General features: G+C 71.0%; 20 protein-coding genes. 12 read left to right on the forward strand and 8 right to left on the reverse strand.

Translation table 11 applies throughout. From position 1 onward, the window contains the following. Positions 1-12: 12 nt before the first annotated feature. From ACTWLI_RS03865 to ACTWLI_RS03885, 5 genes are all read left to right on the forward strand, one after another. Positions 13-1,332, forward strand: coding sequence for a glycoside hydrolase family 76 protein (locus ACTWLI_RS03865; RefSeq protein ID WP_445155364.1), 1,320 nt, complete (start codon positions 13-15; stop codon positions 1,330-1,332). Between the two features lie 164 nt (positions 1,333-1,496). Next, on the forward strand, positions 1,497-2,549 hold the full coding sequence (locus ACTWLI_RS03870; protein ID WP_445155365.1) for an iron ABC transporter substrate-binding protein: 1,053 nt from the start codon (positions 1,497-1,499) through the stop codon (positions 2,547-2,549). Positions 2,550-2,645: 96 nt separating this feature from the next. Continuing rightward, on the forward strand, positions 2,646-4,145 hold the full coding sequence (locus ACTWLI_RS03875; RefSeq protein WP_445156114.1) for an ABC transporter permease: 1,500 nt from the start codon (positions 2,646-2,648) through the stop codon (positions 4,143-4,145). Further along, positions 4,142-5,317 (forward strand): ABC transporter ATP-binding protein, encoded by a 1,176-nt coding sequence (locus tag ACTWLI_RS03880; RefSeq protein WP_445155366.1) that lies wholly within the window; start codon positions 4,142-4,144, stop codon positions 5,315-5,317. The genes ACTWLI_RS03875 and ACTWLI_RS03880 overlap by 4 nt, the downstream gene beginning before the upstream one ends. 51 nt (positions 5,318-5,368) lie before the next feature. Next, a complete protein-coding gene (locus ACTWLI_RS03885) occupies positions 5,369-7,273 on the forward strand; it encodes a glycogen debranching N-terminal domain-containing protein (RefSeq protein ID WP_445155367.1) in 1,905 nt (634 codons plus the stop codon). Between the two features lie 67 nt (positions 7,274-7,340). Here ACTWLI_RS03885 and ACTWLI_RS03890 read toward each other — a convergent pair whose 3' ends face one another. Together ACTWLI_RS03890 and ACTWLI_RS03895 are read right to left on the reverse strand one after the other, a co-directional pair. Beyond that, on the reverse strand, positions 7,341-8,165 hold the full coding sequence (locus ACTWLI_RS03890) for a phosphatase PAP2 family protein (protein WP_445155368.1): 825 nt from the start codon (positions 8,163-8,165) through the stop codon (positions 7,341-7,343). A 52-nt stretch (positions 8,166-8,217) separates the two neighbouring features. Continuing rightward, positions 8,218-8,823 carry a YdeI/OmpD-associated family protein gene (locus tag ACTWLI_RS03895; protein ID WP_445155369.1) on the reverse strand — a complete coding sequence of 202 codons (606 nt, stop codon included), beginning with the start codon at positions 8,821-8,823 and terminating at the stop codon, positions 8,218-8,220. A 43-nt stretch (positions 8,824-8,866) separates the two neighbouring features. Here ACTWLI_RS03895 and ACTWLI_RS03900 point away from each other — a divergent pair, with 43 nt between their 5' ends. After that, positions 8,867-9,631 (forward strand): VOC family protein, encoded by a 765-nt coding sequence (locus tag ACTWLI_RS03900; RefSeq protein WP_445155370.1) that lies wholly within the window; start codon positions 8,867-8,869, stop codon positions 9,629-9,631. Here ACTWLI_RS03900 and ACTWLI_RS03905 read toward each other — a convergent pair. Genes ACTWLI_RS03905 through ACTWLI_RS03925 form a run of 5 tightly spaced genes read right to left on the reverse strand, consistent with a single transcriptional unit; the run spans position 9,628 to position 17,075 of the window. After that, entirely contained in the window at positions 9,628-10,902 is a 1,275-nt protein-coding gene (locus ACTWLI_RS03905) for a M20 family metallo-hydrolase (protein ID WP_445155371.1), read from the reverse strand. The two genes, ACTWLI_RS03900 and ACTWLI_RS03905, sit on opposite strands and share 4 nt — an antisense overlap. A gap of 60 nt (positions 10,903-10,962) precedes the next feature. Next, entirely contained in the window at positions 10,963-12,678 is a 1,716-nt protein-coding gene (locus ACTWLI_RS03910; RefSeq protein WP_445155372.1) for an amidohydrolase, read from the reverse strand. Positions 12,679-12,697: 19 nt separating this feature from the next. After that, positions 12,698-14,110, reverse strand: coding sequence for a gamma-aminobutyraldehyde dehydrogenase (locus ACTWLI_RS03915; RefSeq protein ID WP_445155373.1), 1,413 nt, complete (start codon positions 14,108-14,110; stop codon positions 12,698-12,700). An 11-nt stretch (positions 14,111-14,121) separates the two neighbouring features. After that, a complete protein-coding gene (locus ACTWLI_RS03920; protein ID WP_445155374.1) occupies positions 14,122-15,750 on the reverse strand; it encodes a thiamine pyrophosphate-dependent enzyme in 1,629 nt (542 codons plus the stop codon). Beyond that, positions 15,747-17,075 carry an MFS transporter gene (locus ACTWLI_RS03925; protein ID WP_445155375.1) on the reverse strand — a complete coding sequence of 443 codons (1,329 nt, stop codon included), beginning with the start codon at positions 17,073-17,075 and terminating at the stop codon, positions 15,747-15,749. The genes ACTWLI_RS03920 and ACTWLI_RS03925 overlap by 4 nt, the downstream gene beginning before the upstream one ends. A gap of 251 nt (positions 17,076-17,326) precedes the next feature. Here ACTWLI_RS03925 and ACTWLI_RS03930 point away from each other — a divergent pair, with 251 nt between their 5' ends. The 6 genes from ACTWLI_RS03930 to ACTWLI_RS03955 all read left to right on the forward strand — a co-directional run bounded on the left by ACTWLI_RS03930 (position 17,327) and on the right by ACTWLI_RS03955 (position 23,337). Beyond that, the gene (locus ACTWLI_RS03930; RefSeq protein ID WP_445155376.1) at positions 17,327-18,529 is read left to right on the forward strand and encodes a PucR family transcriptional regulator; all 1,203 of its coding nucleotides are present in this window, start codon (positions 17,327-17,329) and stop codon (positions 18,527-18,529) included. 76 nt (positions 18,530-18,605) lie between these two features. Then, positions 18,606-19,145, forward strand: a complete 540-nt coding sequence (locus ACTWLI_RS03935) for an NUDIX hydrolase family protein (protein WP_445155377.1) — start codon at positions 18,606-18,608, stop codon at positions 19,143-19,145. A gap of 129 nt (positions 19,146-19,274) precedes the next feature. Continuing rightward, positions 19,275-20,348, forward strand: coding sequence for a DUF6707 family protein (locus ACTWLI_RS03940; protein ID WP_445155378.1), 1,074 nt, complete (start codon positions 19,275-19,277; stop codon positions 20,346-20,348). Between the two features lie 123 nt (positions 20,349-20,471). Continuing rightward, entirely contained in the window at positions 20,472-21,197 is a 726-nt protein-coding gene (locus tag ACTWLI_RS03945) for an SRPBCC domain-containing protein (protein WP_445155379.1), read from the forward strand. 33 nt (positions 21,198-21,230) lie between these two features. Further along, the gene (gene tgt, locus ACTWLI_RS03950; protein WP_445155380.1) at positions 21,231-22,529 is read left to right on the forward strand and encodes a tRNA guanosine(34) transglycosylase Tgt; all 1,299 of its coding nucleotides are present in this window, start codon (positions 21,231-21,233) and stop codon (positions 22,527-22,529) included. Between the two features lie 58 nt (positions 22,530-22,587). Further along, positions 22,588-23,337: a dienelactone hydrolase family protein gene (locus ACTWLI_RS03955; RefSeq protein ID WP_445155381.1), complete on the forward strand. Its 750-nt coding sequence runs from the start codon at positions 22,588-22,590 to the stop codon at positions 23,335-23,337. A 43-nt stretch (positions 23,338-23,380) separates the two neighbouring features. On the opposite strand, the gene ACTWLI_RS03960 is transcribed toward ACTWLI_RS03955, so the two are convergent. Next, a complete protein-coding gene (locus ACTWLI_RS03960) occupies positions 23,381-24,079 on the reverse strand; it encodes a queuosine precursor transporter (RefSeq protein ID WP_445155382.1) in 699 nt (232 codons plus the stop codon). Positions 24,080-24,264: the final 185 nt, after the last annotated feature.

A 24,264-nucleotide genomic window follows, 5' to 3' on the forward strand; every position in this document is an offset into this window, starting at 1 on the left:
TAGGCTTGGTCCATGACCGCAGCACCCGCCCACTCCCCCGCCCCGAACTGGTCCTTCCGCGCCGACGAGGCCGCCCGTTCGGTGACCCGGCTGTTCGGGCAGCGCCTCTTCTTCCTGCCCGGCACCCACATTGCCGCCACCACCCGCCCCTCGGGCCGGCTGAAGAACCTCGCCCGGCCCTGGCATTACTGGTGGCAGGCGCACTACGTCGACTGCCTGGTGGACACCGGCCGCCGCGAACTCGGCACCGACGGCCACACGCCGGGGAAGTTCGACGGCGACAACCTGCCCAGCGCCGGCAGGCTCGCCTCCCGGCTCGTCACCGGCATCCGGCTCCGGAACTTCCTGACCGTCGTCAACAACTACTACGACGACATGGCCTGGCTCGCCCTGGCAACCCTGCGGCTGGAGAAGCTGGCCGCGGACAGCCGAAAGACCGCCGGCCGCCGCCGCAACGCCAAAGTGCTCCGGAGCCTGACTCTCCAGTTCGATTCGGCCTCGACCGACGACCTCGGCGGCGGCACCTTCTGGAGCAAGAAGCGGGACTTCAAGAACACCCCCGCCACCGCCCCGGTGGCCCTGTACTACGCCCGGACCGGGCAGGCCGCGAAGGCCCAGGCCCTGCTCGACTGGCTGGACGCCAAGCTCTACGACCCCGATCAGGGCATGTACCGCGACGGCCTGCGGATCGCGCCCGGCGGCGAGCTGGTCCTCGAAGGCGCTATTTACACCTACAACCAGGGCCCGGTGCTGGGCGCGCTGCTGGAACTGGGCGGCGAGTCCAACCTCGCACGGGCGGCCGCGCTGGTGGCGGCCGCCGGACGCAGCCTCACGGTCGACGCCCCGCTGATGGGGCGGAAGGCGACCGTGCTGCGTTCCGAGGGGACGGGCGACGGCGGCCTCTTCACCGGGATCCTGGTCCGTTACCTCGCCCTGGCCGCGGTCGACGAGCGGCTGCCTGCGGAGACCCGGGCCGAGGCAGCCCTGCTGGTGACCGACACGGCGGAGGCCTTCTGGGAAGGCCGTCGCCTGGTCGCGGCCCAGGAGCCGCTGGCACGCCGGGGAGCCCGGCTGGTCTTCTCGGCCCGGCCCGAGCTGCCGGCGCGCCGCACGTACCCGGCCGGATCCGCCGTCGAACTTTCCACCCAGCTGCAGGCCTGGATGGTGCTGGAGGCAGCCGCCTCGATCGCCGGGAAGGTCCCCCCGGTGGGCGCGCCCGCCCAGGCATCTCTGCCGGCCGCGGCCCAGCCGGCCGAGGCCCAGGCAGCCGCCCCCGGAGACGACGCGGATCCGGCCTCCGTGGAGCCCGCACCGCCGGCCTCAGGGAATTAAGTCACGCAATAGTTTCGTAATTCGTGTGATCCTGCTCACTTAAGGGCTTCTCGGCTTGGTTACTTAGGTACGGCTAACTACAGTTTTTCGTAGTGAGCATGCCCTAACTTCCCCGCTCACGGAGGTTAGGCACCAACGCCCATTTCCTTGCAGAAAGCAGTCCCATGAAGATCCGCACCAACGCGCTGGCAGGCATCGCCCTGGCCGCTTCCGCCGCCCTCGGCCTGTCCGCCTGCGGCGCCGGCACCTCGACCTCCGGCAGCACTACCGGAGCCGACGGCAAGCCCGCCGGAGAAATCACGGTCTACAACGCCCAGCACGAATCCCTGACCAAGGAGTGGGTGGACGCCTTCACCGCGGAGACCGGCATCAAGGTCACCCTCCGCCAGGGCGACGACACCGAGATGTCCAACCAGATCATCCAGGAAGGCGCAGCCTCCCGCGCCGACGTCTTCCTCACCGAGAACTCCCCCGCCATGGCCCAGGTCGAAAACGCCGGGCTGTTCGCGGACGTGGACAAGGCCACCGTCGACCAGGTCCCCGCCGAATTCCGCCCCTCCACGAACAAGTGGACCGGCATCGCCGCCCGCTCCACCGTGCTGGTGTACGACAAGACCAAGCTGTCCGCCGACAAGCTGCCGAAGTCGATGCTGGACCTGGCCAAGCCGGAGTGGAAGGGCAAGTGGGCGGCATCGCCGTCCGGCGCCGACTTCCAGGCGATCGTCTCCGCCCTGCTCGAACTCAAGGGCGAAGCCGCCACCGAGGAATGGCTCAAGGGCATGAAGGGAAACTACAAGGCCTACAAGGGCAACAGCACGGCCATGAAGGCCGTCAACGCCGGCGAGGTGGACGCCGCCCTGATCTACCACTACTACTACTACGGCGACCAGGCCAAGACCGGCGAGAACTCCAAGAACGTCACGCCGTTCTACTTCAAGAACCAGGATCCCGGCGCGTTCGTGTCCGTCTCCGGCGGCGGCGTACTGAAGTCCTCGAAGAACGCGGCAGCCGCCCAGGCGTTCCTGAAGTTCATCACCGGCAAGAAGGGCCAGGAAGTCCTGCAGAAGGGCAACTCCTTCGAGTACGCCGTCGGCTCGGACGTCCCGTCCAACGACAAGCTGGTTCCGCTCAAGGAACTGCAGGCGCCCAAGGTCGACCCGGCCAAGCTGAACTCCGCCAAGGTCACCGAGCTGATGACCAAGGCAGGCCTGCTCTAAGCAGTGGCAAAAACGCTAACGGCTTCCGGAACCACCGGAGGCACGACGACGGCGGGCAGGGGCAAGCGCCCCCGCCCGCCTTTCGGCGTTTCCGCAGTGGGCGTCCTGGCCGTCCTGATCGCGCTCTTTTCGCTGATCCCGCTCGGCTACGTGGTCTTCATGACCGTCGCCACCGGCTGGGACACCGCCGTCGCCCTGATCTTCCGCTCCCGGGTGGGCGAGCTGCTGCTGAACACCGTGCTGCTGATGCTTGTCACCGTGCCGTTGTGCGTCGTCCTCGGCGTCGGCGGCGCCTGGCTGGTGGAACGCACCAGCCTCAAGGGCCACAAGGTCTGGGCCGTGCTGCTCGCGGCCCCGCTGGCCATTCCCGCGTTCGTCAACAGCTACGCCTGGGTCTCCGCGGTGCCCTCGCTCGGCGGGCTCTGGTCCGGCGTCCTGATCGCCACGCTCTCCTACTTCCCCCTGGTCTACATTCCCGCCGCCGCGACGCTCAGCCGGCTGGACCCCGCGATCGAGCAGTCCGCCGCCTCTCTGGGCCTCGGCGCGTGGCGGGCCTTCTTCCGCGTGGTGCTGCCCCAGCTCCGGATCGCCATGACCGGCGGCGCGCTGCTGGTCTCGCTGCACCTGCTGGCCGAATACGGGGCCTTCGCGATGATCCGCTTCGACACCTTCACCACCGCGATCATGGTCCAGTATCAGTCGACCTTCAACGGAACGGCCGGGAACATGCTCGCCAGCGTGCTGGTGTTCTTCTGCCTGATCCTGCTCCTGGTGGAGGTCCGCGGCCGCGGCACCGCGCGCTACGCCCGCGTCGGCTCCGGCGCCCAGGCCCGCGCGCTGCGCCTGCCGCTCCACGTCTACCAGGTGCCGGCACAGCTGGCCCTGCTGGCCCTCACCGCGCTGGCCTTCGGGCTCCCGCTGACCTTCGTGCTGCGCTGGATCTTCGCCGGCGGACCGGAGATCTGGGCCGCCGACGAGTTCGCGCCGGCGCTGCTGCAGACCCTCGGCTACGGCCTGGGCGGCGCCGCGGCCACCGTCGTCGTCGCCTTCCCCATGGCCTACCTCGCCGTGCGGCACCCGGGCTGGTTCAGCAAGGCCCTGGAACTGTCGAACTATGTCACCAGCTCCATGCCCGGAATCGTCGTCGGCCTCGCGTTCGTCACGGTGAGCATCCGGATGGCCCCGGACCTCTACCAGACCACGGCCGTGCTGCTCGCCGCGTACGTGCTGCTGTTCCTGCCGCGGGCCCTGGTCAACCTCCGCTCCGGTCTCGCCCAGGCGCCCAAGGAGCTTGACGAGGCGGCGCAGGCCCTCGGCAAGCCGCCGCTGCTGGCGTTCCTGCGGGTCACCCTGCGCCTCACGGCCCCGGCCGCGGCGGGCGGTGCGGCGCTGGTCTTCCTCGGCATCGTCAACGAACTCACCGCCACCCTGCTGCTCTCCCCCAACGGCACCCGCACCCTGGCCACCGAGTTCTGGAGCAAGAGCAGCGAAATCGACTACGCCGGAGCGGCCCCCTACGCGCTGCTGATGATCCTGATCTCGGCGCCGATGACCTACCTCCTCTTCCAGCAGTCCAAGAAAGCAGCGGGACAGTGACCGAACAAAACCCCTCCCGGCTTCCGGAGCCCCGGATCGCACCGTCCGTGGCGCCCAGCACCAACAGCCACCTGGACGTCCAGGCCGTGACCAAGAACTTCGGGTCCCAGGCCGTCCTCAAGGGCGTCAACCTTGCCGTGGCCAAGGGCGGAACGACGGCGATCGTGGGACCATCGGGGTCCGGCAAGACCACGCTGCTGCGGCTGATCGCCGGGTTCGAACACCCCGACACCGGAACCATCTCGCTCAACGGCAGCCCGGTGGCCGGCGACGGCGTCTGGGTTCCGGCGCACAAGCGCCACGTCGGTTACGTCGCCCAGGACGGTGCGCTGTTCCCGCACCTGAACGTGGGCCAGAACATCTCCTTCGGGCTCGACGCCGGGAAGCTCCCCGGCGGCCACCGGGCCGTCAAGTCCCGGGTCGCCGAGTTGCTGGAAATGGTCGCCCTGGACCCGGCGATGGCCCGACGCCGGCCGCACCAGCTCTCCGGCGGCCAGCAGCAGCGCGTTGCCCTGGCCCGCGCGCTGGCCCGGGAGCCCGAGCTGATGCTGCTCGATGAGCCGTTTTCCGCCCTCGACGCCGGCCTGCGCGTCGCCACCCGCCGCGCCGTCGGCAAGGTGCTGCAGGACGCCGGCGTCACCACCATCCTGGTCACCCACGACCAGGCGGAGGCGCTCTCCTTCGCGGACCAGGTCGCGGTGATGCGCGGCGGCAAACTCGCCCAGATCGGCAACCCGTTCGTGGTCTACACCCGGCCGGCGGACCGGGCCACCGCCGAGTTTCTGGGCGACGCCGTCATCCTGGACGCCTGGATGGAGGGTTCCCTGGCCACCTGCTCGCTGGGCGGCATCCCGGTCCGGCGTCCGCCGGCACAGGGACGGGTCCAGCTCATGCTCCGGCCCGAACAGATCCGGATCGCCGAGGACGGCCCGATCCGCGGCACCGTGGTGGACACCGACTACTTCGGCCCGGAAACCACGGTGCGGCTCAAGCTCTCCGTGCCGCCGGTGCTGGCCCAGGGCGCCGTCGCCGACCACCGCTACCCCGGCGGCGGGGAAATCATCACCATCCGGCACTGGAACGCCTCCATCGCCCGGCCCGGCATGCAACTCTGCCTCCGGGTGGTCGGGGAAGCCGTGGCCTTCCCGATGGAGGACACCACCGAGGACTGAGCCCCGCCCGCAGGCTAGGTCCGGCCCCGCCCTCCGGCATAGGGTGGGCGCATGACTGTTCAGCCTGCGCTTCACCGACAGCACTGCTCCGTGGCAGCCCCCACCCAGGTCTGGCTGGACGCCGACGGCCGCCTGGGCGGCGGGGATGGCGGCGGGGACGACGGAGGGCAGACCGGCTGGTTCACCGGACTGCTGCACGGGGACACCCGGATGCTGTGCCGCGCCGAGGTGACCGTCAACGGCTTCGCACCGGAGCCGGCCACCGTGGAGGCCTCCCCCGGCGGCGTGCTCCGCGTCCGCGGCCTGGTCCGCGGCATCGAGGGCCCCACCGAAGACCCCGCCGTCGAACTCCTGCAGACCTGGACCGTGACGCCCGGCGCCGTCCGCGTGGCCCTGCGGCTGAGCACCTCGCTGGAGGCGCTGGACGCGGAGATCGAGGTGCGGCTCGCTGCGGACTTCACCGACATGGCCGCGATCCGGCTGGGCCGGTTCCGGGACCCGCTGCCGCCGTCGGCAGCGGATGACTCCTCCCTGCGCTGGGCCGAGGACGGGAAGACCCTGACCGTGGCCGCGCCCGGCCGGGTCGGCCCGGGCGAACGGCTCACCTGGCGCGGCACCGCCGGCCGCGGGGCACCCTTGACGGCGGAGTGGCAGGCGGTGCTGTCCGACGACGGCGACGCCGTGGTGGCCGCCCCGCCGTCGACCACGGCCCGGGTGCAGCGCCGCCCCGAGGGCGCTCTGGGCCTGCTCCTGGACAACGCGCTCGACGAGCTCGACGGGCTCCGGCTGGCGACCCGCACGGCACCCGACGCGCCGTTCCTGGCCGCCGGCGCCCCCTGGTACTTCACCCTCTTCGGCCGGGACTCGCTCTGGGCGGCACGGCTGCTGCTGCCGGTCGATACCGGGCTGGCCGCCGGCACCCTCCGGGCCCTGGCCGCCTACCAGGGCACCGGGACCGACCCCGCCGCGGCCGAGGAGCCGGGCAAGATCCTCCATGAACTGCGCGCCAAGGAACTCGTCCTCGAAAGCCAGTCCCTGCGGCTTCCCCCGGTGTACTTCGGCGCGGTGGACTCCACCCCGCTCTGGCTGTGCCTGCTCGCCGAACTGGGCCGGACCGGCGCCGAGGACGCCGCGGTCCGGTCGCTGCTGCCCAACGCCGCCCGCGCGGCGCAGTGGCTGCTGGCGGCCGGCGCCGCCACGGACAACACGGCCAACCGCGGGTTCCTCAGCTACCTGGACACTTCCGGGCACGGCCTGAGCAACCAGGGCTGGAAGGACTCCCGCGATGCGATGCAGTTCCGGGACGGGCGGCAGGCCGACGGGCCGATCGCCCTCGCGGAGGTGCAGGGCTACGCCTACCAGGCGGCCGTGGCGACCGCGGACCTTTTCGACGCCTACGGCGAACCCGGGGCCGCGGAACTGCGCGACTTCGCGGCGGCGCTGCGGCAGCGGTTCCGCGAACGGTTCTGGGTGGAGGACGACGGCGGACGGTTCCCCGCGATGGCCCTCGACGGCCACGGCGAGGCGCTGGACATCCCCGGGTCGAACATGGGACACCTGCTGGGCACCGGACTGCTGGATCCCGACGAGGCACGGCTGGTGGCGGACCGGCTGCTGAGCCCGGAACTCTTCTCCGGGTACGGGCTGCACACGCTGTCCCGGCGGGCGGCGGGCTTCTGGCCGTTCAGCTACCACTGCGGGTCGGTCTGGAGCCATGACACCGCGATCGCCGTCAGGGGCCTGTTGGGCGAGGGATTCACCGCCGAGGCGCAGGTCCTCGCCGGCGGCCTGCTGGCGGCGGCCGGCGCCTTCGGGAACCGGCTGCCGGAACTCTTCGCCGGTGTCAGCGCCGCGGAGTCCGGCCAGGCGGTGCCGTATCCGGCTTCGTGCCACCCGCAGGCGTGGTCCTCGGCGTCCGCGGTGGTGCTGGCCCAGGCCCTGGGCGCCGCGGTCTAAGCGCCGCGGTCTAAGCGCCGCGGTCTAAGCGCCGCGGTCTAGGCGCCGCGGCCTACGGGCAGTACAGCTAGGGCAGCCGGCGGGAGGGAGCCGCGGCCTCCGTGGTTCCGGGCAGGACCTCCGGGGTGGCGGCCGCGGTCCCGGCAGCGGCCTCCGGTGTGACCGTGACGGCAGGGACGGCCTCGCCGGCGGGGTCCCGGCGGGCGGCGCGGAGGCCGTCGACCAGGATGGCGAGGCCGGTCACGGCCACCGCCAGCCCGAGCGACGCCACGACGTCGGTGAGCCAGTGATAGCCAAGGTAGAGCCGGCTGAACGCCACCAGCAGCGTCCCCAGCGCGGCGCCGGTAAAGGCGAGCACCGCCGTCGAGCGCCGGCCCGGGCCGCTGCGGCCCAGCAGGAGGTAGACGAGCACCAGCAGGAAGACGCCGGTTCCGAAGGTATGGCCGGACGGGAAGGACAGGGCGTCGTCCGGCCCCATCAGGAAGTCCGCGGCGGAGGGCCGGCCGCGCCCGATCTGGTGCTTGATGAAGGTGGAGGCCGCGAAGGTGGCCGCCATCGCCCCGAGCAGCAGCCCGGGCCGCCACAGCTCCCGGGCCCGGACCGCCCAGACCAGCGCCACGGCCGTGCCAATGGCCGCCATCGCGCCCGGGGAGGTCACGGTGCTGACCGCGGCCAGCACGCCTGTGGCCAGCGGCGACCGGCCCGCCACGAGCGCGTTGTGGACGGCGCCGTCCAGCAGCGCCAGTCCCGAGTCCGTCTGGACGGCGGCGAGCATCAGCCAGAAAACGGCGTCGCCGGCCACCAGCAGTCCCGCGGCGGCGAAGAACAGCCGGCGCTGGGATCGCGGGGTGGGGTCTGCGCTGCGGGGCTGTCCGCGTTCTGGGGAAGGCATCCATCTACTTTGCCATGACCGGCTGCGGGTTGCCCGGACGGGTGCTGGGAGCTTACTGTCCGCCCGTCTCCGGCCGCCGCTTTTGCGGATGCGGGGTCTCGTTGCGGGCCAGCATCTCCACGAAGCCCTCGATTCTGCGCTGCCGGGTGGCGGCCTGTTTGGCGGAGTTGGTCCGGTAGATCAGCGCGTACCGGTTCACCGAGGTCAGCACCTCGAACATCGCCTGCGCCCGCGGCTCGGCCGCGATGGCCGCGGCCAGGTCCTCCGGCACGTCAGCCGTTCCCTGTCCGGCGTAGGCCGCCTCCCAGCGGCCGTCCGCCCGGGCGCTCTCGACGGCGGCCCGGCCTGCCGGGGCCATCCTGCCGGCGGCTTCGAGCCGGCCGACCCGCTCCACGTTCCGCGCGGACCACGCGCTCCGGCGGCTGCGCGGGGTCATCCGCTGGAAGGAGGTTTCCGCGTCCCGGCGCCTGCCCTGGCCGTCGATCCAGCCAAAGCACAGCGCCTCCTGGAGGGCGGCCTCGTAGTCCAATTCCGTGACGGAGCCGCCCTTCTTGTGCAGCACCAGCCACACGCCGGGACTCTCGGCGTGGTGCCGCTCCAGCCAGGCCCGCCATTCGGCGGCGTCGCGGAGCAGCAGTTCCCTTAGTTCGGCAGCCATGGCACCATTGTGCTCCCAGCCCCGATCCGCCAGGGAGATTGCCATGCTGCGCGTGCGACCCATCCACTTCACCTCACGGCTCGACCAGTGGGAGCGCCTGCTGATCGACCTGGGCCTGGTCAAGACCGTCGACGAGGCCACCTGGCGGGAGTTCGACGCCGGCGGCGGCCGGCTTGCGCTGCACTTCGCCGAGGCGGGGTCGGCGGAGGACGGCTCCACCTCCTTTGGGGTGGAAGTGGGCGACCTTGCCGAATTCGCCCGGCGCACCACCGAGGCGGCCGGCGACGGCGGCACCACGGCGGAGGTCATCGAGGCCGACCACGGCTCGTCCTGCCGGGTGACGGCCCCCGACGGGTTCGCGTTCTTCGCCGACCCTGCCGTCCGCGCCCCGGACGGCAGCTGGGCCGGGTCCCCGGAAGCGGAGCCGGACCTCGCCGTCGTCGGAATCTGGTTCGCCGCGGACCCGACCGCCGCCACCCGGACGCTGCGCGACATCGGCGCACGCCCCCGGGTGCCGGGAGCCCCGGGAGCGCCCGGCACGGACCCCGGCGAGAGCGAGACGTTTACCGCCAAGAACGGCGGTGTGCTGATGGTCGGGTCCGGAACGGGGGCCGGCAGCGCCGGGCTGGCCTTCGAATACGCCGGGGACCTCGAGGCGCTCCGCACCCGGCTCGCCGAGGCCGGCCACGAGGTGGCCGCCGTGGAGGACGCCGCCGTTCCGCTGCTGCACGTCGCCAATCCCGACGCGGACGGAGGCGCCGCCCACGCGCACGCCCTCTGGATCTCGGCGGCGCCGGAGACGTCCTAGGCGCCCTCGGCCAGGGCTCCCTCGCACAGCCGGCCGAGGACCTCGGTCAGCATCGCCACCCCGGCCACGGTGTCCTCGTCCCGGGTGAATTCGTGTTCGTTGTGGGAGATGCCGTCCACGCTGGGAACGAACAGCATGACGGTAGGGACCAGGTCCTTCATGTTGGTCGAGTCGTGGCCCGCCAGGGTCATCACCTCGCGGCTGGACAGGCCGAGGTCGGCGGCGACCTTGGCCGCGAGCTCCACTCCCTCGGGCTGGTAGGGGGTCACCGGCCAGGAGTGCCCGTGGTGGCGCTCGACTGAGACGTTGGCCAGCTGCTCGATCTCGCCGATCCGCCGGTGCAGCAGGGCGTCGGCTTCGGCCAGGACCGCTTCGTCCGCGCTGCGCAGGTCCAGCAGCAGGTTCACCCGGGAGGGCACGACGACGGGCGAATTAGGGTAGACGGTCAGCTGTCCCACGGAGGTGTGCAGGACGCCTGGGAACCGGTCAGCGAGTTCCCGGGCCGCAACCACCATCATCGAGGCACCGAGCAGGGCATCCCTGCGGTCGGCGATCACCGTGGAGCCGGTGTGGGCCTGTTCGCCGAGCACCACGAACTCGTACTTGTTGGCCGCCCAGTTTGAGTTGACCAGCCCGATCGTGACGCCGTCGCGTTCCATGCTGCGGCCCTGCTCGATGTGGATTTCGGCGCAACAGGCCGCTTCCGGGCCGTCGTAGTCGCCGCGTCCGCCGATCGCGTCGAGGGCGTCGCGCACGCGGATCCCGGCGGCGTCCGTGGTTTCCAGCGCCGTCTCCAGGGCCAGCTTGCCGGTGTAGACCGACGAGCCCATCATGGACGGTTTGAACCGCGAGCCTTCCTCGTTGAACCAGTTGACCACGGCGATATTGAACCTGGGTCCGCCGGCCGCGCGGGCCCGCTGGCCGCCGGACCATGCCTCAACCAGCCGGAATGCGGCGTGCGCCGCCGCGAGGACGCCGTAGGCGCCGTCGTACCTTCCCGCCGTCGGCTGCGAGTCCATGTGCGAACCGACCACCACAAACGGCGCCCCGGGGACGGCCTCGTACAGGCCCCACTGGTTGCCGGCCCGGTCGAACCGGACGCTGAACCCGCGGGATTCCAGCAATCCGGTGAGCCAGCGCCGCTGCTCCCCGTCGGCGGCGGTGGCGGCCTGCCGGTCGACCCCGCCGTTGGGGGTGGCGCCGAACCGGCTCATGGTGGCGAAGTCGCGGAGGAAGGCGGCGTCTTCGGGGCTGAAAGTGCTGGCGGTCATGGGTTCCCCTGGTGCTGGTGGACGGGATGAAGTGAACAAGGGCCGGGCGTGGCGGCGGGACTAGTGGTGCAGGGCTGCGGCGGTGCCTGCGGGGCGGTCCGGCAGCGCCTGGTGGGTGAAGCGGCCGCCGACGGCGGTGGCCAGGACTTCCAGCGCGTCGATCCGTTCCGCGGTCAGCGGCGAGCCGGACAGGACGGTGAAATCGGCGAGTTTCCCCGGTTCCAGTGAGCCCTTGGCCTGCGCGGCGCCGGTGGCCGCGGCCGCACCGGTGGTGTACGCCGCGAGCGCCTGCCGCGGGGTCAGTCGTTCGGCGGCGTTGCCGAACAGGGCGCCGGAGGAGGTCCGCCGGTCCACGAAGGCCTGCATGCCGCGCAGGACGTTGCCGTCCGCCACCGGCCGGTCCGAACTTCCGGCCAGGATTACCCCGGCGCTCAGGAAGGAGGAGGCCCGGTAGGCCCACCCGGTGCGTTCCGGTCCCAGGGAGGCGGTCATGCCGTCGCCGCCCTCGTGGAAGAAGCTGGCCTGCGGGGTGACGGCGATTCCCGCGGCAGCCAGCCGGCCGAGCTGGTCCGGCCGGGTCATGGAGGCGTGTTCAATCCGGTTCGGCACGGCGCGCGGCCCGAACCGGCGCGCACAGTCGGTGATGATGTCCAGGGCCAGGTCCACGGCCCGGTCTCCGATGGCGTGAGCGGCGATGGACCAGCCCGCGGCGTAGGCGGCCTCGATGTTGTCCCGGAGGACCGCCGGGTCGGCTTGGAAGTAGCCGGTGTTCCCGGTGTTGTCCGTTCCGCCGTGGCTGCAGTACTCGTGGCTGACTGCGGCGGTTTCCCCCAGCAGCGAGCCGTCCAGGAACACTTTCGCCGGCCCCAGCGACAGGAGGTCGTCGCCGAAGCCGCTGGCCATGCCCAGGTCCAGGCCCGCATGGGCTGCGCCGCCCGGGTGCTTCCCGTCGAGCGGGTGCAGGACGTCCAGGACGGGCATCAGCTGGGCGCGTGCGTGCAGCCGGCCGGCGGACGCCGCCCGCTGGTAGGCAGCCAGTTCCACCGGGCTGTGGCCGATCCAGCCGCCGCCGATCCCCGCCTCGGTGAAGCTGGTGATGCCCTCCGCCGCGTAGTACCGGGTGGCGCGGTCCAGCGCCGCTTCGATCGCCTCGGTGGAGTAGGGCAGGATCAGCTGCTGGATGAGCTGCTGGGCGGTTTCCTGCACCAGTCCCGTGGGGCGGCCGGCGTCGTCGCGGACGATGACGCCGCCGTCGGGATCCGCGAACGATGCCTGGTCCGCGCCGGCCAGCCGGAGCGCGGCGGTGTTGACCACGGCCATGTGGCCGGAGTTGTGGCGCATGAACAACGGGCGGTCGCCCGTGATCCTGTCCAGGACGGCGATGTCGGGGAACGCCCCGCCGTGCTGCTGCTGGCTGAAACCGGTGGCGAGCAGCCAGCCCGGTACCGCGGCCGGGGCCGCCGTACCGTCTGCCGCGGTACCGTCTGCCGCCATGCCCGCCTCCAGCAGCGCGTACAGCTGGTTGAGTCCGCGCGCGCCGGAGACGTCCAGTTCGCCCAGGCCCAGCCCGAACCAGGTGGTGTGGCAGTGGGCGTCGATGAAACCGGGGGTCACGGTGGCGCCGCCGAGGTCAAGGACTTCGGCCGCGGCCAGGTCCGCCACCTCCTCATCCAGCCCGACGACGCGTCCCTGCCAGATCCCCAGCCGCGTGGCCGAGGGCCGCCGCGGGTCCATGGTGATGATGTCGGCGTTGGTCAGCAGCAGATCGAGTTTCATGGCATACCTTGCGTCATTCTCAGCGGTGGGAGGTGGTGACGGACTTGATCCGGGTGTAGTCCTCGAGCCCGAAAACGGAGAGGTCCTTGCCGGTGCCCGAATGCTTGAAGCCGCCGTGCGGCGCCTCGGCGGGGATCACCTGGTGGCAGTTGATCCAGACCGAGCCGAAGTCGAGTTCGTTCGCCACCCGGGTCACGGTGCCGTGGTTGTTGGACCAGACGCTGGAGGCCAGGGCGTACTTCGTGCCGTTGGCGAGCTCCAGGGCCTCCGCTTCGTCTGCGAACGGCTGCACGGTGACGACCGGGCCGAAGATTTCCTCGGCGACGACCTCATCGGACTGGACGACGCCGTCGATCACCGTCGGGGCGAAGTGGAACCCGGTCCCGGTGCGCTTGCCGCCGGTCAATATGCGGGCGTTCGCGGGCAGCCGGGCCATGAAGCCCTCCACCCGGTCCAGCTGGGCGGCGCTGTTGAGCGGGCCGAGGTCCGCGTCCTCCCCGCCGGTGACCAGGGCCGACGCCGCGTCGGCGAGCGCCTGCGCGAACTCGGCGTGGATGGTTTCGTGGACCAGGACGCGGGTGACGGCGGTGCAGTCCTGCCCGGCGTTGAAGAAGGCACCGAGCGCGATCTCCCGGGCGGTTTGCGGGATGTCGACGTCGGCGAAGACGATCGCGGGGGCCTTGCCGCCCAGTTCCAGGTGGACGTCCTTCAGCGTGGCGGCGGCTGCCGTCATCACCTGGGCGCCGGCCCGGGTGGACCCGGTGATCGAGACGAGCTCGGGCACGGGGTGGTCCACCATGGCGGCTCCGGTGTTCCGCCCGCCGCAGACGACGTTGACGACGCCGGCCGGGTAGACCTGCTGGGCCAGTTCGGCCAGGATCACCGAGGACCACGGCGTGGTGTCCGCCGGTTTGAGGACCACCGTGTTCCCGGCGGCGAGGGCCGGGCCGAGCTTCCAGACCGCCATCATGAAGGGGTAGTTCCACGGGGTGATCTGGGCGACGACCCCCAGCGGCTCGCGCCGCACGGTGGACGAGAATCCGGCCACGTATTCGGTCTGGGCCGTCCCGGAGACCACGCGGCAGGCGCCGGCGAAGAAGCGCAGTTGGTCCGCGCCGCGCAGGATCTCCAGGCTGCGGGTGATGGCCGCCGGCTTGCCGGTGCACGCGACCTCGGCCTCCAGCAGCCGGTCCGCGTTCGCTTCGACCAGGTCCGCCAGCGCCAGGAGCATGGCCTGCCGCTCGGCCGGCGTGGTGCGCTTGTAGCTGCGGAATGCTGCCTGCGCCGCGGTGAACGCCCGGTCCACTGTGGCGGCGTCGCTATCCGGGGCGACCCCCAGCTGCCCGCCGGTACGCGGATCGTGGAACGGCAGGGTGGCGCCGGTCCCGCCGTCGTCGGGGCGGCCGTTGATGACGTTCTTCAGCGTAAGCACTCTCGCTCCAGTCAGTTGCTTGCGGTCTTGGGGGCGCGGACGGCGGGGTCCTGGGGCAGGTGCAGCACGGCCGGCAGCCCCGAGGCCGCGGCGCGGCGGAACGCGGCGGCGAAGTCCGCCGTTGACTCCACCCGCTCGCCGTAGCCGCCGTAGGAGCGCGCCAGGGCGGCGAAGTCCGGGTTGGTCATGTGCGTGCCGGATGGCCGTCCCGGGTAGTGCTGCTCCTGGTGTTCGCGGATCGTCGCGAAGATTCCGTTGTCGACCACGAGCGCGATGAAGCGGGCGCCGTGGCCCATCGCGGTGGCGATCTCCTGCCCGTTCATGAGGAAGCAGCCGTCGCCGGCAACGGAGACCACCTGGCGGCCGGGGTAGGCCAGCGACGCCGCCACGGCGGCGGGAATCCCCATGCCCATGGCGCCGTTGCGGGGCGCCGCGAGCGAGTTGGCCGCGTTGTGCCGGAGGTACCGGGCCGGCCACAGCGAGTGGTTGCCGGCGCCGTAGGTGATGACGGCGTCGTCGTCCAGCTCCTGTTTCAGGATCTCCATCACCACGCCGAGGTCAACGTAGCCCGGGTCGCCGGCCGCGTCCGGCTGCGCGGTGGAGAACTTTTCGTAATCGGCCCGGGCGCCCTCCAGCCAGCCCGCCGCCGGCCGCGCGGCCGACGTCGTGCCGGAGATGGCGTCCGCGAAGGCAGCGACGTGGACCGGCAGGTGCTGGTCCAGCCGGCCGAAGTGGCCCTTGAGGTCGGCGTCGGGGTTGACCACGACGGTGACCGCCTCCAGCCCGCGGGTGTAGCCGTCGGACAGGACATCGGAGCGCACGCAGCCGACGAAGACCAGGAGGTCCGCCTCATCCAGCCGCCGGGCGTTGGCGTCGCTCCTCGCGTAGCCGAGGTAGCCCGCGTAGCTGCCGCTGCCGTGCGGGACCGCGTCGTAGGCGCGGAAGTCGGCCAGCACGGGGACGCCGTGGCGCTCGGCCCAGCCAGCCAGGGCGTCCGATGCCGCCTGGTCCCAGCCTTCGCCGCCGACGACGAGCAGGGGCCTGGCGGCGGAGGCCAGCCGTTCCTCCAGCTCGGCGAGCCCGGCGTCGGCCGGCCGGGTCCGGGCCACCCGGCGCGGCTCGACGGTGCCGGCGTCCACGCTGCGGACCAGTACGTCCTCTGGCAGTCCGATGACGACGGGTCCCGGCCGTCCGCTGAGGGCCGTGAAGATGGCGTCGTCCACCACCCGGGCGGCGGAGCCGGCGTCGTCGAGCGTCACGACCTTCTTGGCCGTGCTGCCGAACCAGGCGTTGATGTCGAACTCCTGGAACGACTCCCGTCCCCGGTCGGCCACCGGGATGAGCCCCACGAAGAGGAGCATCGGCGTGGCGTCCTGGTGCGCGGTGTGGACGGCGATGAAGGCGTTGGCGGCCCCCGGCCCGCGCGTGACCATGGCCACGCCGGGCAGGTCGGTCAGCCGTCCCTCGGCCACGGCCATGAACCCGGCGCCGCCCTCGTGGCGGGTGACGACCGTCTCGATCGGCGAACCGTGGAGCCCGTCCAGGACGTCGAGGAAGCTTTCACCGGGCACCCCGTAGACCCGCCTGATGCCGGCCCGTTCCAGCTGCTCGACGATCAGATGCCCGGCGGTGGTGCTCAATGCTTCATTCCTTCTTCCGCAATGCTCAGGGACGGCAGCAGCAGCCCGGAGAGCGCGGTCAGCGCGGAGACCACCAGGAGGATGAAGGCCCCGGGCCAGAACGAGTTGCCGGCCGCGGCGACCAGCGCGGTCGCGAATAGCGGGATGAAGCCGGAGATGACCCCGGCACTGTTGGAGGTGATGGCCACGCCGGTGTAACGGACTTTGGTGGCGAACAGTGCGGTGAGGGCCGTGCCGGAGACCGCGTACGGCACCGACAGGGTGGCCACGCCGAGGATCATGGCGGCGATCACGAGCACCGGGTTGGCGGTGTTGATGGCCAGGAAGACGGGGATCGCGACGACGGCGGACGCCACGCCGCCCCACAGGATGACCTTGCTGGCGCCGTACTTCTCGCCCATCCGGCCGGCCCAGATCAGGACGAAGATTTCGAACACGGCCGCGAGCAGCGAACCGGCCAGCAGGATCTCGGAGGGCATCTTCAGGATCTTGGTGCCATAGAAGACTACGAAGCTGGTGATGAGGTAGAAACCGCCAATGCCGAGCAGCGCCGAGCACATGCCCACCAGGATCTGGCGCCAGCTCTTGGTCAGCACCCCGCGGATGGGGGCGTGCTCGGTTTCGCCGGCCTCCATCAGCGCCTCGAACTCCGGGGATTCGCTGAGCTTGCTGCGGATCCAGAGCGAAACGGCCAGCAGCGGCAGGGCCGCCACGAAGGGAATGCGCCAGCCCCAGGCGTCGAAGTTGCTCTGGCCGACCAGTGCGAGCATGCCGAAGAAGCCGCCCGAGGACAGGATGGTGCCGATCGGCGACCCGATCTGCGGAAGCGCGGCGTACCGGGCGCGCTTGGCCACCGGGGCATTCTCGACGGCGATGATCACCGCGCCGCTCCACTCCCCGCCGACGGCGAGGCCCTGGAGGATGCGCAGGGCCACCAGGATGGCGGGGGCGGCGGCGCCGATGCTCATGTAGTTCGGCAGCACGCCGATCAGGCCGGTGACGACGCCGATTCCGACGATCGTGACCATGAGGATCTTCTTGCGGCCGATCTTGTCACCGAGGGCGCCGAAGATGAAGCCGCCGATGGGCCGGGCCACGAAGCCGACGGCAAGGGTGGCGAAGGAACTCATGGCCGCGACGAAGGGGTCCTGCGAGACGAAGTACTGGGTGTTGAACACCAGGGCGGCCGCGGTGGTGAAGAGGAAGAAGTCGTACCATTCCAGGGCGGTGCCCACCAGGGCAGCGAGCGCGACCTTTTTGGTCACGCTCTCGTCGACGATGCGGGGCGGCTGCTGGTTCAGCTGCGTTGTGGCGTTGCTTGCCATGGTTTCTCCAATGAGGCGGAAGGGACCGGGACGGCCGGCCATCCGGCAGTGCGGGACTGCGGAGTGCGCCGGTGCGGTGATGCTGCGTGAGTTGCTGCGTGAACAGCCGCTGTCGTTGCCGCCGGAGTGCCTGCGGATGCTGTGGCGGCGATGTGACTACGCTCACGCGGTTTCTTGTGCTCCATTCTGCCAGCACGATTCGCCCAAAAAACTAGCAGTGCACCACGAAAATCCGCGCCTAGAATGTGTGAATGCACAGTTTCCATTCCCCGGGCGACTCCCGCCGCTGGGCCGAACTCGTTGAGCTGCTCCACGGCCGGATCGACTCCCTGGCCGAGGTCTTCGCGGCAAGGGTCCGCGAGATCCCGGAATACGCCGACACCCAGCTCGGCCCTGGCGACTTGGCGGAAACCGCCCGCGAGACCTTCAGCCGGCTGGTCGAGGGCCTGCGCAGCAGGAAGCAGCACCTTCGGCCCGGCGACGAAGCCGGGGCGGAACCGGAGATGGAGTCGCTGCTGGACTTCGCCGCGGGGCTCGGGGCCAAACGGGCCCGGGCCGGCATCCCACCGGAAGCCTTAATCTCCGCGGTGCGGCTGGACTTCAGCATCATCTGGGAGTGCCTGCTCCAGATCGCCGACGCCGGGGATGCCGCCCTGCTGGCCTCGCGGGTGGACCGGGTCTGGCGGGTCGTGGACGAGTTCGCCACCCGCACGCACACCAGCTACCTGACCGAGCGGGTGCGGATGGCGCAGGAGGAGTCCAGCATCCGCGGCGAGTTCATCGCCCGCCTCTTCAATCAGACCAGCCCGTCCGCGGACACGGTCAACCAGGTCGCAGCGGCACTCGGGATTGATCCGGCCGCGCGCTTTGGCCTCGTGGCCGCCAGCGGCCCCGCGGCGGCCGCCCTGCGCAGGGCCGCAGCCCCGGGATCCGGGCCGCAGCAGCGGAGCCGCTTCTTCGTCCACGAATTCGGCGGAAACACGTACGTTTTCTGGCCGCTGCCGCAGCAGCGCCCCGGGAGCCGGCCGGCGGTTCCGGCCGCCCTCGCTGGCGTGGCCTGCGGCTACGTCCCGGAGGCCGCCGGACTGCGCGCCCTGCCGGCGGCGGCCCGCACGGCTGAGACCCTCGCCTCCCTGCTGCAGGGCACGGACACCGGGCCGCTCTCCGCCCACGAGGCGTGGATGCGGCTGGCCAAGCAGCAGCTGACCGACGCCGGACTGGACCTGCTGGCCCACCTGGACGCGGCCCTGGCGGCGTGCCGCAGCGGGGAACGCGAGCGGCTGGAGGAGACGGTCCGGCACTTCCTCCAGACCGGGAGCATCACCGCCACGGCCGAGCGGCTGTTCTGCCACCGCAACACCATCCTCAACCGGATCGGCCGCTTCCAGGACCTCACCGGGCTGGACTTGGCGGTGCCCGCGCAGGCTGCCCGCGTCGTCGTCGCCTGGGCCTGACGCCTGGGCCTGGACACCGGCGGGCCCGGCGGGCCGCAACCACGCCCGCCGAACCGGGATGGGGTAGAACTTAAGCATGAACGTGCGCACTCCCGACCCCAATCCCGGCTGGCTTTCCGATGAGGATCTCTTCGAAGCCCGCGGCCGGCTGCCGATGGTCTACGTCGAGGCGGTGCCGGTCCGGCTGGACCCACTGGGGTTCGTGAACGAGGTCGGCACCCTGCTGCAGGCCGACGAGGACGGCACCATGGTCCGCTCCCTGGTGTCCGGCCGGGTGCTCTACCGCGAGACCATCCGGGCGGCCCTGCTGCGCCACATGGAAAAGGACCTGGGCCCGCTGGCGTTTCCGCAACTGCCGATCAGCCCGGTCCCGTTTACCGTGGCCGAATACTTCCCCTCCCCGTCCCACACCGGTTTCACCGATGACCGGCAGCACGCCGTCGCCCTCGCGTACATCATCCCGGTCACCGGCGAATGCTCCCCGCGGCAGGATGCGCTGGAACTGACGTGGATGACCCCGGACGAGGTGCTGAGCTCCGGCGTGCAGCTGGAGTTCAGCGGCGGCCGGGGCGCCCTGATCCGCCAGGCCCTGGCCTTCGCCGGCGTCGGCCACTAGGGCCCGGCGGCAGCGCCGCCGGCCCGCACGGGACGCCGGGGGCGCCCGGAGGAACCCCGGCGTCCCCGACTTCGCACGCCCGCCTTTGTAGACTGGTGGGCGGACCGAAAGAGAATTTAAGGACTCCAGATGACCCACCCCACAGCCTCCCTGAACTACAGCGAACGGCAGGCGGGATCTCTGCGGACCGGGGATCTGCTGCTCCTGCCTGATGCCACGCGCACGGCCGAAATCCAGCGCGTGGACGTTGACGACGACGACTTCGGCTCCCCCGCGCTCATTCGGGCCACCCTCACCGGCGGCGGGGTGCTGCGGATCGCGGCCGGCTCCGTGGTCCTGGTCCAGGACCATTCGGACGACAGCCCGGACCCGGCGCCCGGACAGGCCTCTGAGGCCGACGCCGGTTCCTCCCCGGACGGCCCAGCCGCCGGTCACGCCGGTGACGCTGCCGGAGCCCCCGGCCCGGACAACGGCCCCGAACTCCAGCTTGTCCGGCCCGCCGCCGCGGCCGACAGCGCGGCGGCTCCCGCCGTCGTCGTCCCTCCGGCTCCCGTGGTCCCGCCCGCGGTAAGCGGACCCAGCGAAGCCGACCTGGCCCTGATCCCGGCCGCCGAGGGGACCCCTGAGTCGGTTGTCGAGGCCGCGGCCGGTGCGCACCCCGACGCGCAGGGCGTGCAGCTGCTCTGCGACCGGCTCGCCAAAGGCATCAACACCAAGTCCGGCAGCTGCCTCAAGGACCTCAGCGACCTGGCCCACGAGCTGTTTGTCGTGCTCCAGGACGCCGACAACGCGCTGGCCGTCGCGGACTTGCTCAACGTGCTGCCCTTCGACGGGAACCGCGGCCGCTGGGCTTCCGTGCAGTCCTCCCTCGCGCTGGCCAGCTACATCTGCCGGCAGCGCGGCGAGGCGGACCGCGCCGCCGTCTACGAGAAGTTCCTGCGCGCCCCGGACAGCATGGAGACCGACCCGTTCAAGGCCAGGATCAACGCCAAGGTGCGCCAGCGCTCCCTGAACGAGCCGAACCTGTACGACAAGGAAATCTTCCGGGCGATTGACAACTCCAACGCGGACGCGGAGCGCGAATGGCGGCTCCTGCGGCTGGAGGCGCTCCTGTTCCTGCGCGCCCACGGCGGTTCGCAGACCATCGACGGGCCGGAGCTCGAACGCCGGATCGGAAACGAACTCGAGTCCGTCCGCGGCTGACCCCGGGCCGGGCCCGGGGCAGGGCCTGGGGCGCCGGGACGCCGCCGCGGGGCGCCGCCGGGACGCCGCCGCGCACCGGTGGACCCTACCCGGGCGGGGCCGGGTAGCGGTACATTCACCCCCATGACGAACAATCTCAGCGTCGTGATCAACTCCGACGCGCAGCAGGTCTGGACCATGCTGCGTGAACCCGCCAAAGTGGCCCAGTGGCACGGCTGGGAGGCCGACGACCAGGCCGCCGAGATCAACGCGATCTACTTCAGCCCCAACGTCGTCGAAAGCGCGGACCACACCTCGCTCGTCGTCGACGGCGGCGACATCTTCACGCTCAAACCGGTCCCCGCCGGTACCGAAGTCAGCGTGACGCGCGCTGCAATCGACCACAACTCCGAATGGGCGGCCTGGGACGAGGACATCACCCAGGGCTGGCTGACCTTTCTGCACCAGCTCCGTTTCGCCCTTGAGCGGCACCCGCACGGCACGCGGCGCACCTTCTTCTTCGCCGTCCCCGGAACCGATGGCTCCGCGATCGAGAAGCTGGGCCTGGCCGACGTGCCGCCCTCTGGGGAGCCCTACGCGCTCACCCTGGCGACCGGCGAGGAGGTCGCCGGGAAGGTCTGGTACCGCAGCAACCACCAGGTGGGCCTGACCGTCCACAGCTACGCCGAACACGGTGACGGCCTGGTCATCGTGGCCGACCAGCCCGCCATTCCCGAGCTGCGGCCCCAGGGCGGTTCGCTCGTGATCGTCTCGACCTACGACCTCGGCGCCCACCAACTGGAGGCCATCCGCACCTACTGGGAGAACTGGCGGGCTGAGAACTACCCCACATCCGACCCGCTGCACTAAGGCCTGGGCGGTGTTAGCTGGCACACTTGAACGGTGCCAGCTAACCCCGAGTCCACGCCGTTGCCCGCCGCAGCCGCCCGCCAGTCCGAGTTTTCGTTCCGGGTGGGCAAGCGCCTGAGCGAAACCTGCGCCCCGTCACCCGCGCAGGTCCAGCAGAACGGCGGCGAGTTCCTGGGCCGCACCGGCACCATCACTACCCCGCACGGCGAGATCAAGACGCCGGCCTTCATCGCCGTCGGCACCAAGGCCACGGTTAAATCCGTGCTGCCCGAGTCTGTCGCCGAACTCGGCGCGCAGGCGGTGCTCGCCAACGCCTACCACCTCTACCTGCAGCCGGGCGCGGACGTGCTGGACGAGGCCGGCGGGCTGGGCGCGTTCATGAACTGGCGGGGGCCGACGTTCACGGACTCCGGCGGGTTCCAGGTCATGAGCCTGGGCTCCGGGTTCAAGAAGGTCATCGACATGAAGTCCGTCGACTCCTCCGGTCCGGACGACGCCGTCGCCCCCGGCAAGGAACGCCTGGCCCACGTCGACGAGGAAGGCGTGTGGTTCAAGAGCCACCTCAACGGCGACCGGCACCGGTTCAGCCCCGAGATCTCGATGAACGTCCAGCACCAGATCGGCGCGGACATCATGTTCGCCTTCGATGAGCTGACCACGCTGCAGAACTCGCGCGGCTACCAGGAGGAGTCCCTGGAACGCACCCGACGCTGGGCCGAGCGCTGCATCACCGAGCACTTCCGGCTCACGGAGGAGCGGGTCGGCAAGCCGTACCAGGCGCTGTTCGGCGTGATCCAGGGGGCGCAGTACGAGGATCTGCGCCGCAAGGCCTGCCGGGACCTTGGCGCGATGAACTTTGACGGCTTCGGCATCGGCGGCGCGCTGGAGAAGGAGAACCTCGGCACGATCGTGCGCTGGTGCAACGAGGAGCTGCCGGAGGACAAGCCCCGGCACCTGCTGGGCATCTCCGAGCCGGACGACATCTTCACCGCGATCGAGAACGGCGCGGACACCTTCGACTGCGTCTCCCCCACCCGGGTGGCCCGCAACTCCGCCTTCTACCACCCCACCGGGCGGTACAACCTCTCCGGCGCCATGTACAAGCGCGACTTCGGGCCGCTGCAGGAAGGCTGTGACTGCTACGCCTGCCTGAACTACTCCCGGGCCTACATCCACCACCTGTTCAAGGCCAAGGAAATGGTTTCCGCCACCCTGATCTCGATCCACAACGAGCGTTTCGTGGTGAAGATGGTCGACGACGCCCGCCTCGCCATCGAGAACGGCACCTTCTTCGAGTTCAAGGCCGAGACCCTGGCCCGCTACTACTCCTAGGCCGCGCCCCGGGCGCTCCTCCCGCGCCCGGGGAAACGGCGTCGGATAGGCTGGCCGGATGTTTATCGACATCCCCGCCGCAGCCGGCCCCGCCGAGGCTCTGGTAGCCCGCCCCTCCACCGGCGAAGGCCCGTTCCCGGGCGTCATCCTCTACATGGACGCTTTCGGCTTGCGCCCCCGGATCCAGGACATGGCGCAGCGCATCGCCGACTGGGGCTACATCGTCCTGGCCCCGAACGTCTTCTACCGCGAAGGAACGGCGGCCGAGCTGGCGCCGGCCCTCGACATGACGACGCCGGAGGGCCGCGAGGCGGCGGGCGCAGCTGCCTTCCCGCGCGTCGGACGCCTCACCACGGACAAAGCCCTGCCGGACATCGATGCCTGGGTTCAGGCGCTGCGCGGGCTCGACGGCGTCGCTCCGGGCCCCATCGGTGTCACGGGCTACTGCATGGGCGCACGGCTGGCCGTCCGCACCGCCACCGCCCACCCGGACGAGGTGGCGGCCTGCGGCGGGTTCCACGGCGGCGGCCTGGCCACGGACGAGCCCGACAGCCCCCATCTGGGCCTCGGCACCTCCCAGGCCCGGTTCGTGTTCGGCCACGCCGATCATGACCGGAGCATGGACGCCGCCGCGGTGGCCCGGCTGGGCGAGGCCCTGGACGCGGCCGGGCTCGCGGCGAGCAACGAGGTCTACGCCGGGGCGCCCCACGGCTACTCGATGGCGGACACCTCAGCGTTCCACTCGGAGGCCACCGAACGGCACTTCCGCGAACTCCGCGACCTCCTCGACGGGACGCTCAGGGCCTGACCGGGGCGCTCCGCCGGCAGGACCCGGCGACGCCCGGGCGGAGCTAGGCCGCGCCGTAACTCGGTTCGCGCTTCTTGACCCAGCCGATGGCGAGCGTGGTCAGCGGGACGAAGGCGAACTCCACGAGGGTCTTGTACAGGAACCCCACCAGGACGTAGTTCACGAAGGTCGCGACGTCGGGAATACCGATCACCGAGGCGGCGATGCTGCAGAAGATCAGCGTGTCGACAAATTCGCCCGCCACGGAGGAGCCCATGATCCGGGCCCACAGCGATTTTTCCCCGGTCCGGGCCTTCATCTTCACCAGGATCCAGGAGTTGATCGTCTGGCCGGCCAGGAAGGCTAGCAGCGAGGCCAGCACGATCTGCGGGACCGGGCCCAGGGCGCCTTCCAGCGCGGACTGCTTGGCCGCGCCGTACTCGTCGTCGAAGCCGGGCAGCGCGATGATGATCCAGTAGCTGAGGGAGGCGAAGACGGACAGTGCGAAGCTGGTGACGATGGCTTTGCGGGCCACCTTGAAGCCGTAGACCTCGCTGATGACGTCACCGAGGATGTAGGCCAGCGGGAAGAGGAAGAACCCGCCGTCGGTGATGATCGGACCGATCGCCACGCCCTTGGAGGCTCCGATGTTGGAGAGGATCAGCACCACGGCCATGACGGCCAGCATGATGCCGAAGTATGGGGAGCCGATCGACGCGAATTTCGGCGGGGCCGCTGCCGGGAAGGTCTTGGCGGAAGTCATGGGTGTTCCATTTCGTAGTGGTTCGCTCGGCGGCCCCTGACGTGTGCTGCCCAGGACGGCCGGCTGTATTAGCACTGGAGGTTCCTGCGGCACGCGGCCGGGAACCGCCTCCATTCTCCCACCCGCACGGCGCACTCCCGGCGCGCCGGCCACTTAGCCGTTAACGACGACGGCGGGCCGCCGGC

The sequence above is a fragment of the Arthrobacter sp. Hor0625 genome, assembly GCF_052567525.1.

Excerpts from the sequence above, each read along its gene's own strand:
- ACTWLI_RS03925 (WP_445155375.1), bottom strand. The coding sequence starts at position 17,075 with ATGGCAAGCAACGCCACAACGCAGCTGAACCAGCAGCCGCCCCGCATC.
- ACTWLI_RS03935 (WP_445155377.1), top strand. The coding sequence starts at position 18,606 with ATGAACGTGCGCACTCCCGACCCCAATCCCGGCTGGCTTTCCGATGAG.
- ACTWLI_RS03930 (WP_445155376.1), top strand. The coding sequence starts at position 17,327 with ATGCACAGTTTCCATTCCCCGGGCGACTCCCGCCGCTGGGCCGAACTC.
- ACTWLI_RS03945 (WP_445155379.1), top strand. The coding sequence starts at position 20,472 with ATGACGAACAATCTCAGCGTCGTGATCAACTCCGACGCGCAGCAGGTC.
- ACTWLI_RS03955 (WP_445155381.1), top strand. The coding sequence starts at position 22,588 with ATGTTTATCGACATCCCCGCCGCAGCCGGCCCCGCCGAGGCTCTGGTA.
- ACTWLI_RS03960 (WP_445155382.1), bottom strand. The coding sequence starts at position 24,079 with ATGACTTCCGCCAAGACCTTCCCGGCAGCGGCCCCGCCGAAATTCGCG.
- ACTWLI_RS03910 (WP_445155372.1), bottom strand. The coding sequence starts at position 12,678 with ATGAAACTCGATCTGCTGCTGACCAACGCCGACATCATCACCATGGAC.
- ACTWLI_RS03895 (WP_445155369.1), bottom strand. The coding sequence starts at position 8,823 with ATGGCTGCCGAACTAAGGGAACTGCTGCTCCGCGACGCCGCCGAATGG.
- ACTWLI_RS03885 (WP_445155367.1), top strand. The coding sequence starts at position 5,369 with ATGACTGTTCAGCCTGCGCTTCACCGACAGCACTGCTCCGTGGCAGCC.
- ACTWLI_RS03865 (WP_445155364.1), top strand. The coding sequence starts at position 13 with ATGACCGCAGCACCCGCCCACTCCCCCGCCCCGAACTGGTCCTTCCGC.
- ACTWLI_RS03890 (WP_445155368.1), bottom strand. The coding sequence starts at position 8,165 with ATGCCTTCCCCAGAACGCGGACAGCCCCGCAGCGCAGACCCCACCCCG.
- ACTWLI_RS03940 (WP_445155378.1), top strand. The coding sequence starts at position 19,275 with ATGACCCACCCCACAGCCTCCCTGAACTACAGCGAACGGCAGGCGGGA.
- ACTWLI_RS03870 (WP_445155365.1), top strand. The coding sequence starts at position 1,497 with ATGAAGATCCGCACCAACGCGCTGGCAGGCATCGCCCTGGCCGCTTCC.
- ACTWLI_RS03900 (WP_445155370.1), top strand. The coding sequence starts at position 8,867 with ATGCTGCGCGTGCGACCCATCCACTTCACCTCACGGCTCGACCAGTGG.
- ACTWLI_RS03905 (WP_445155371.1), bottom strand. The coding sequence starts at position 10,902 with ATGACCGCCAGCACTTTCAGCCCCGAAGACGCCGCCTTCCTCCGCGAC.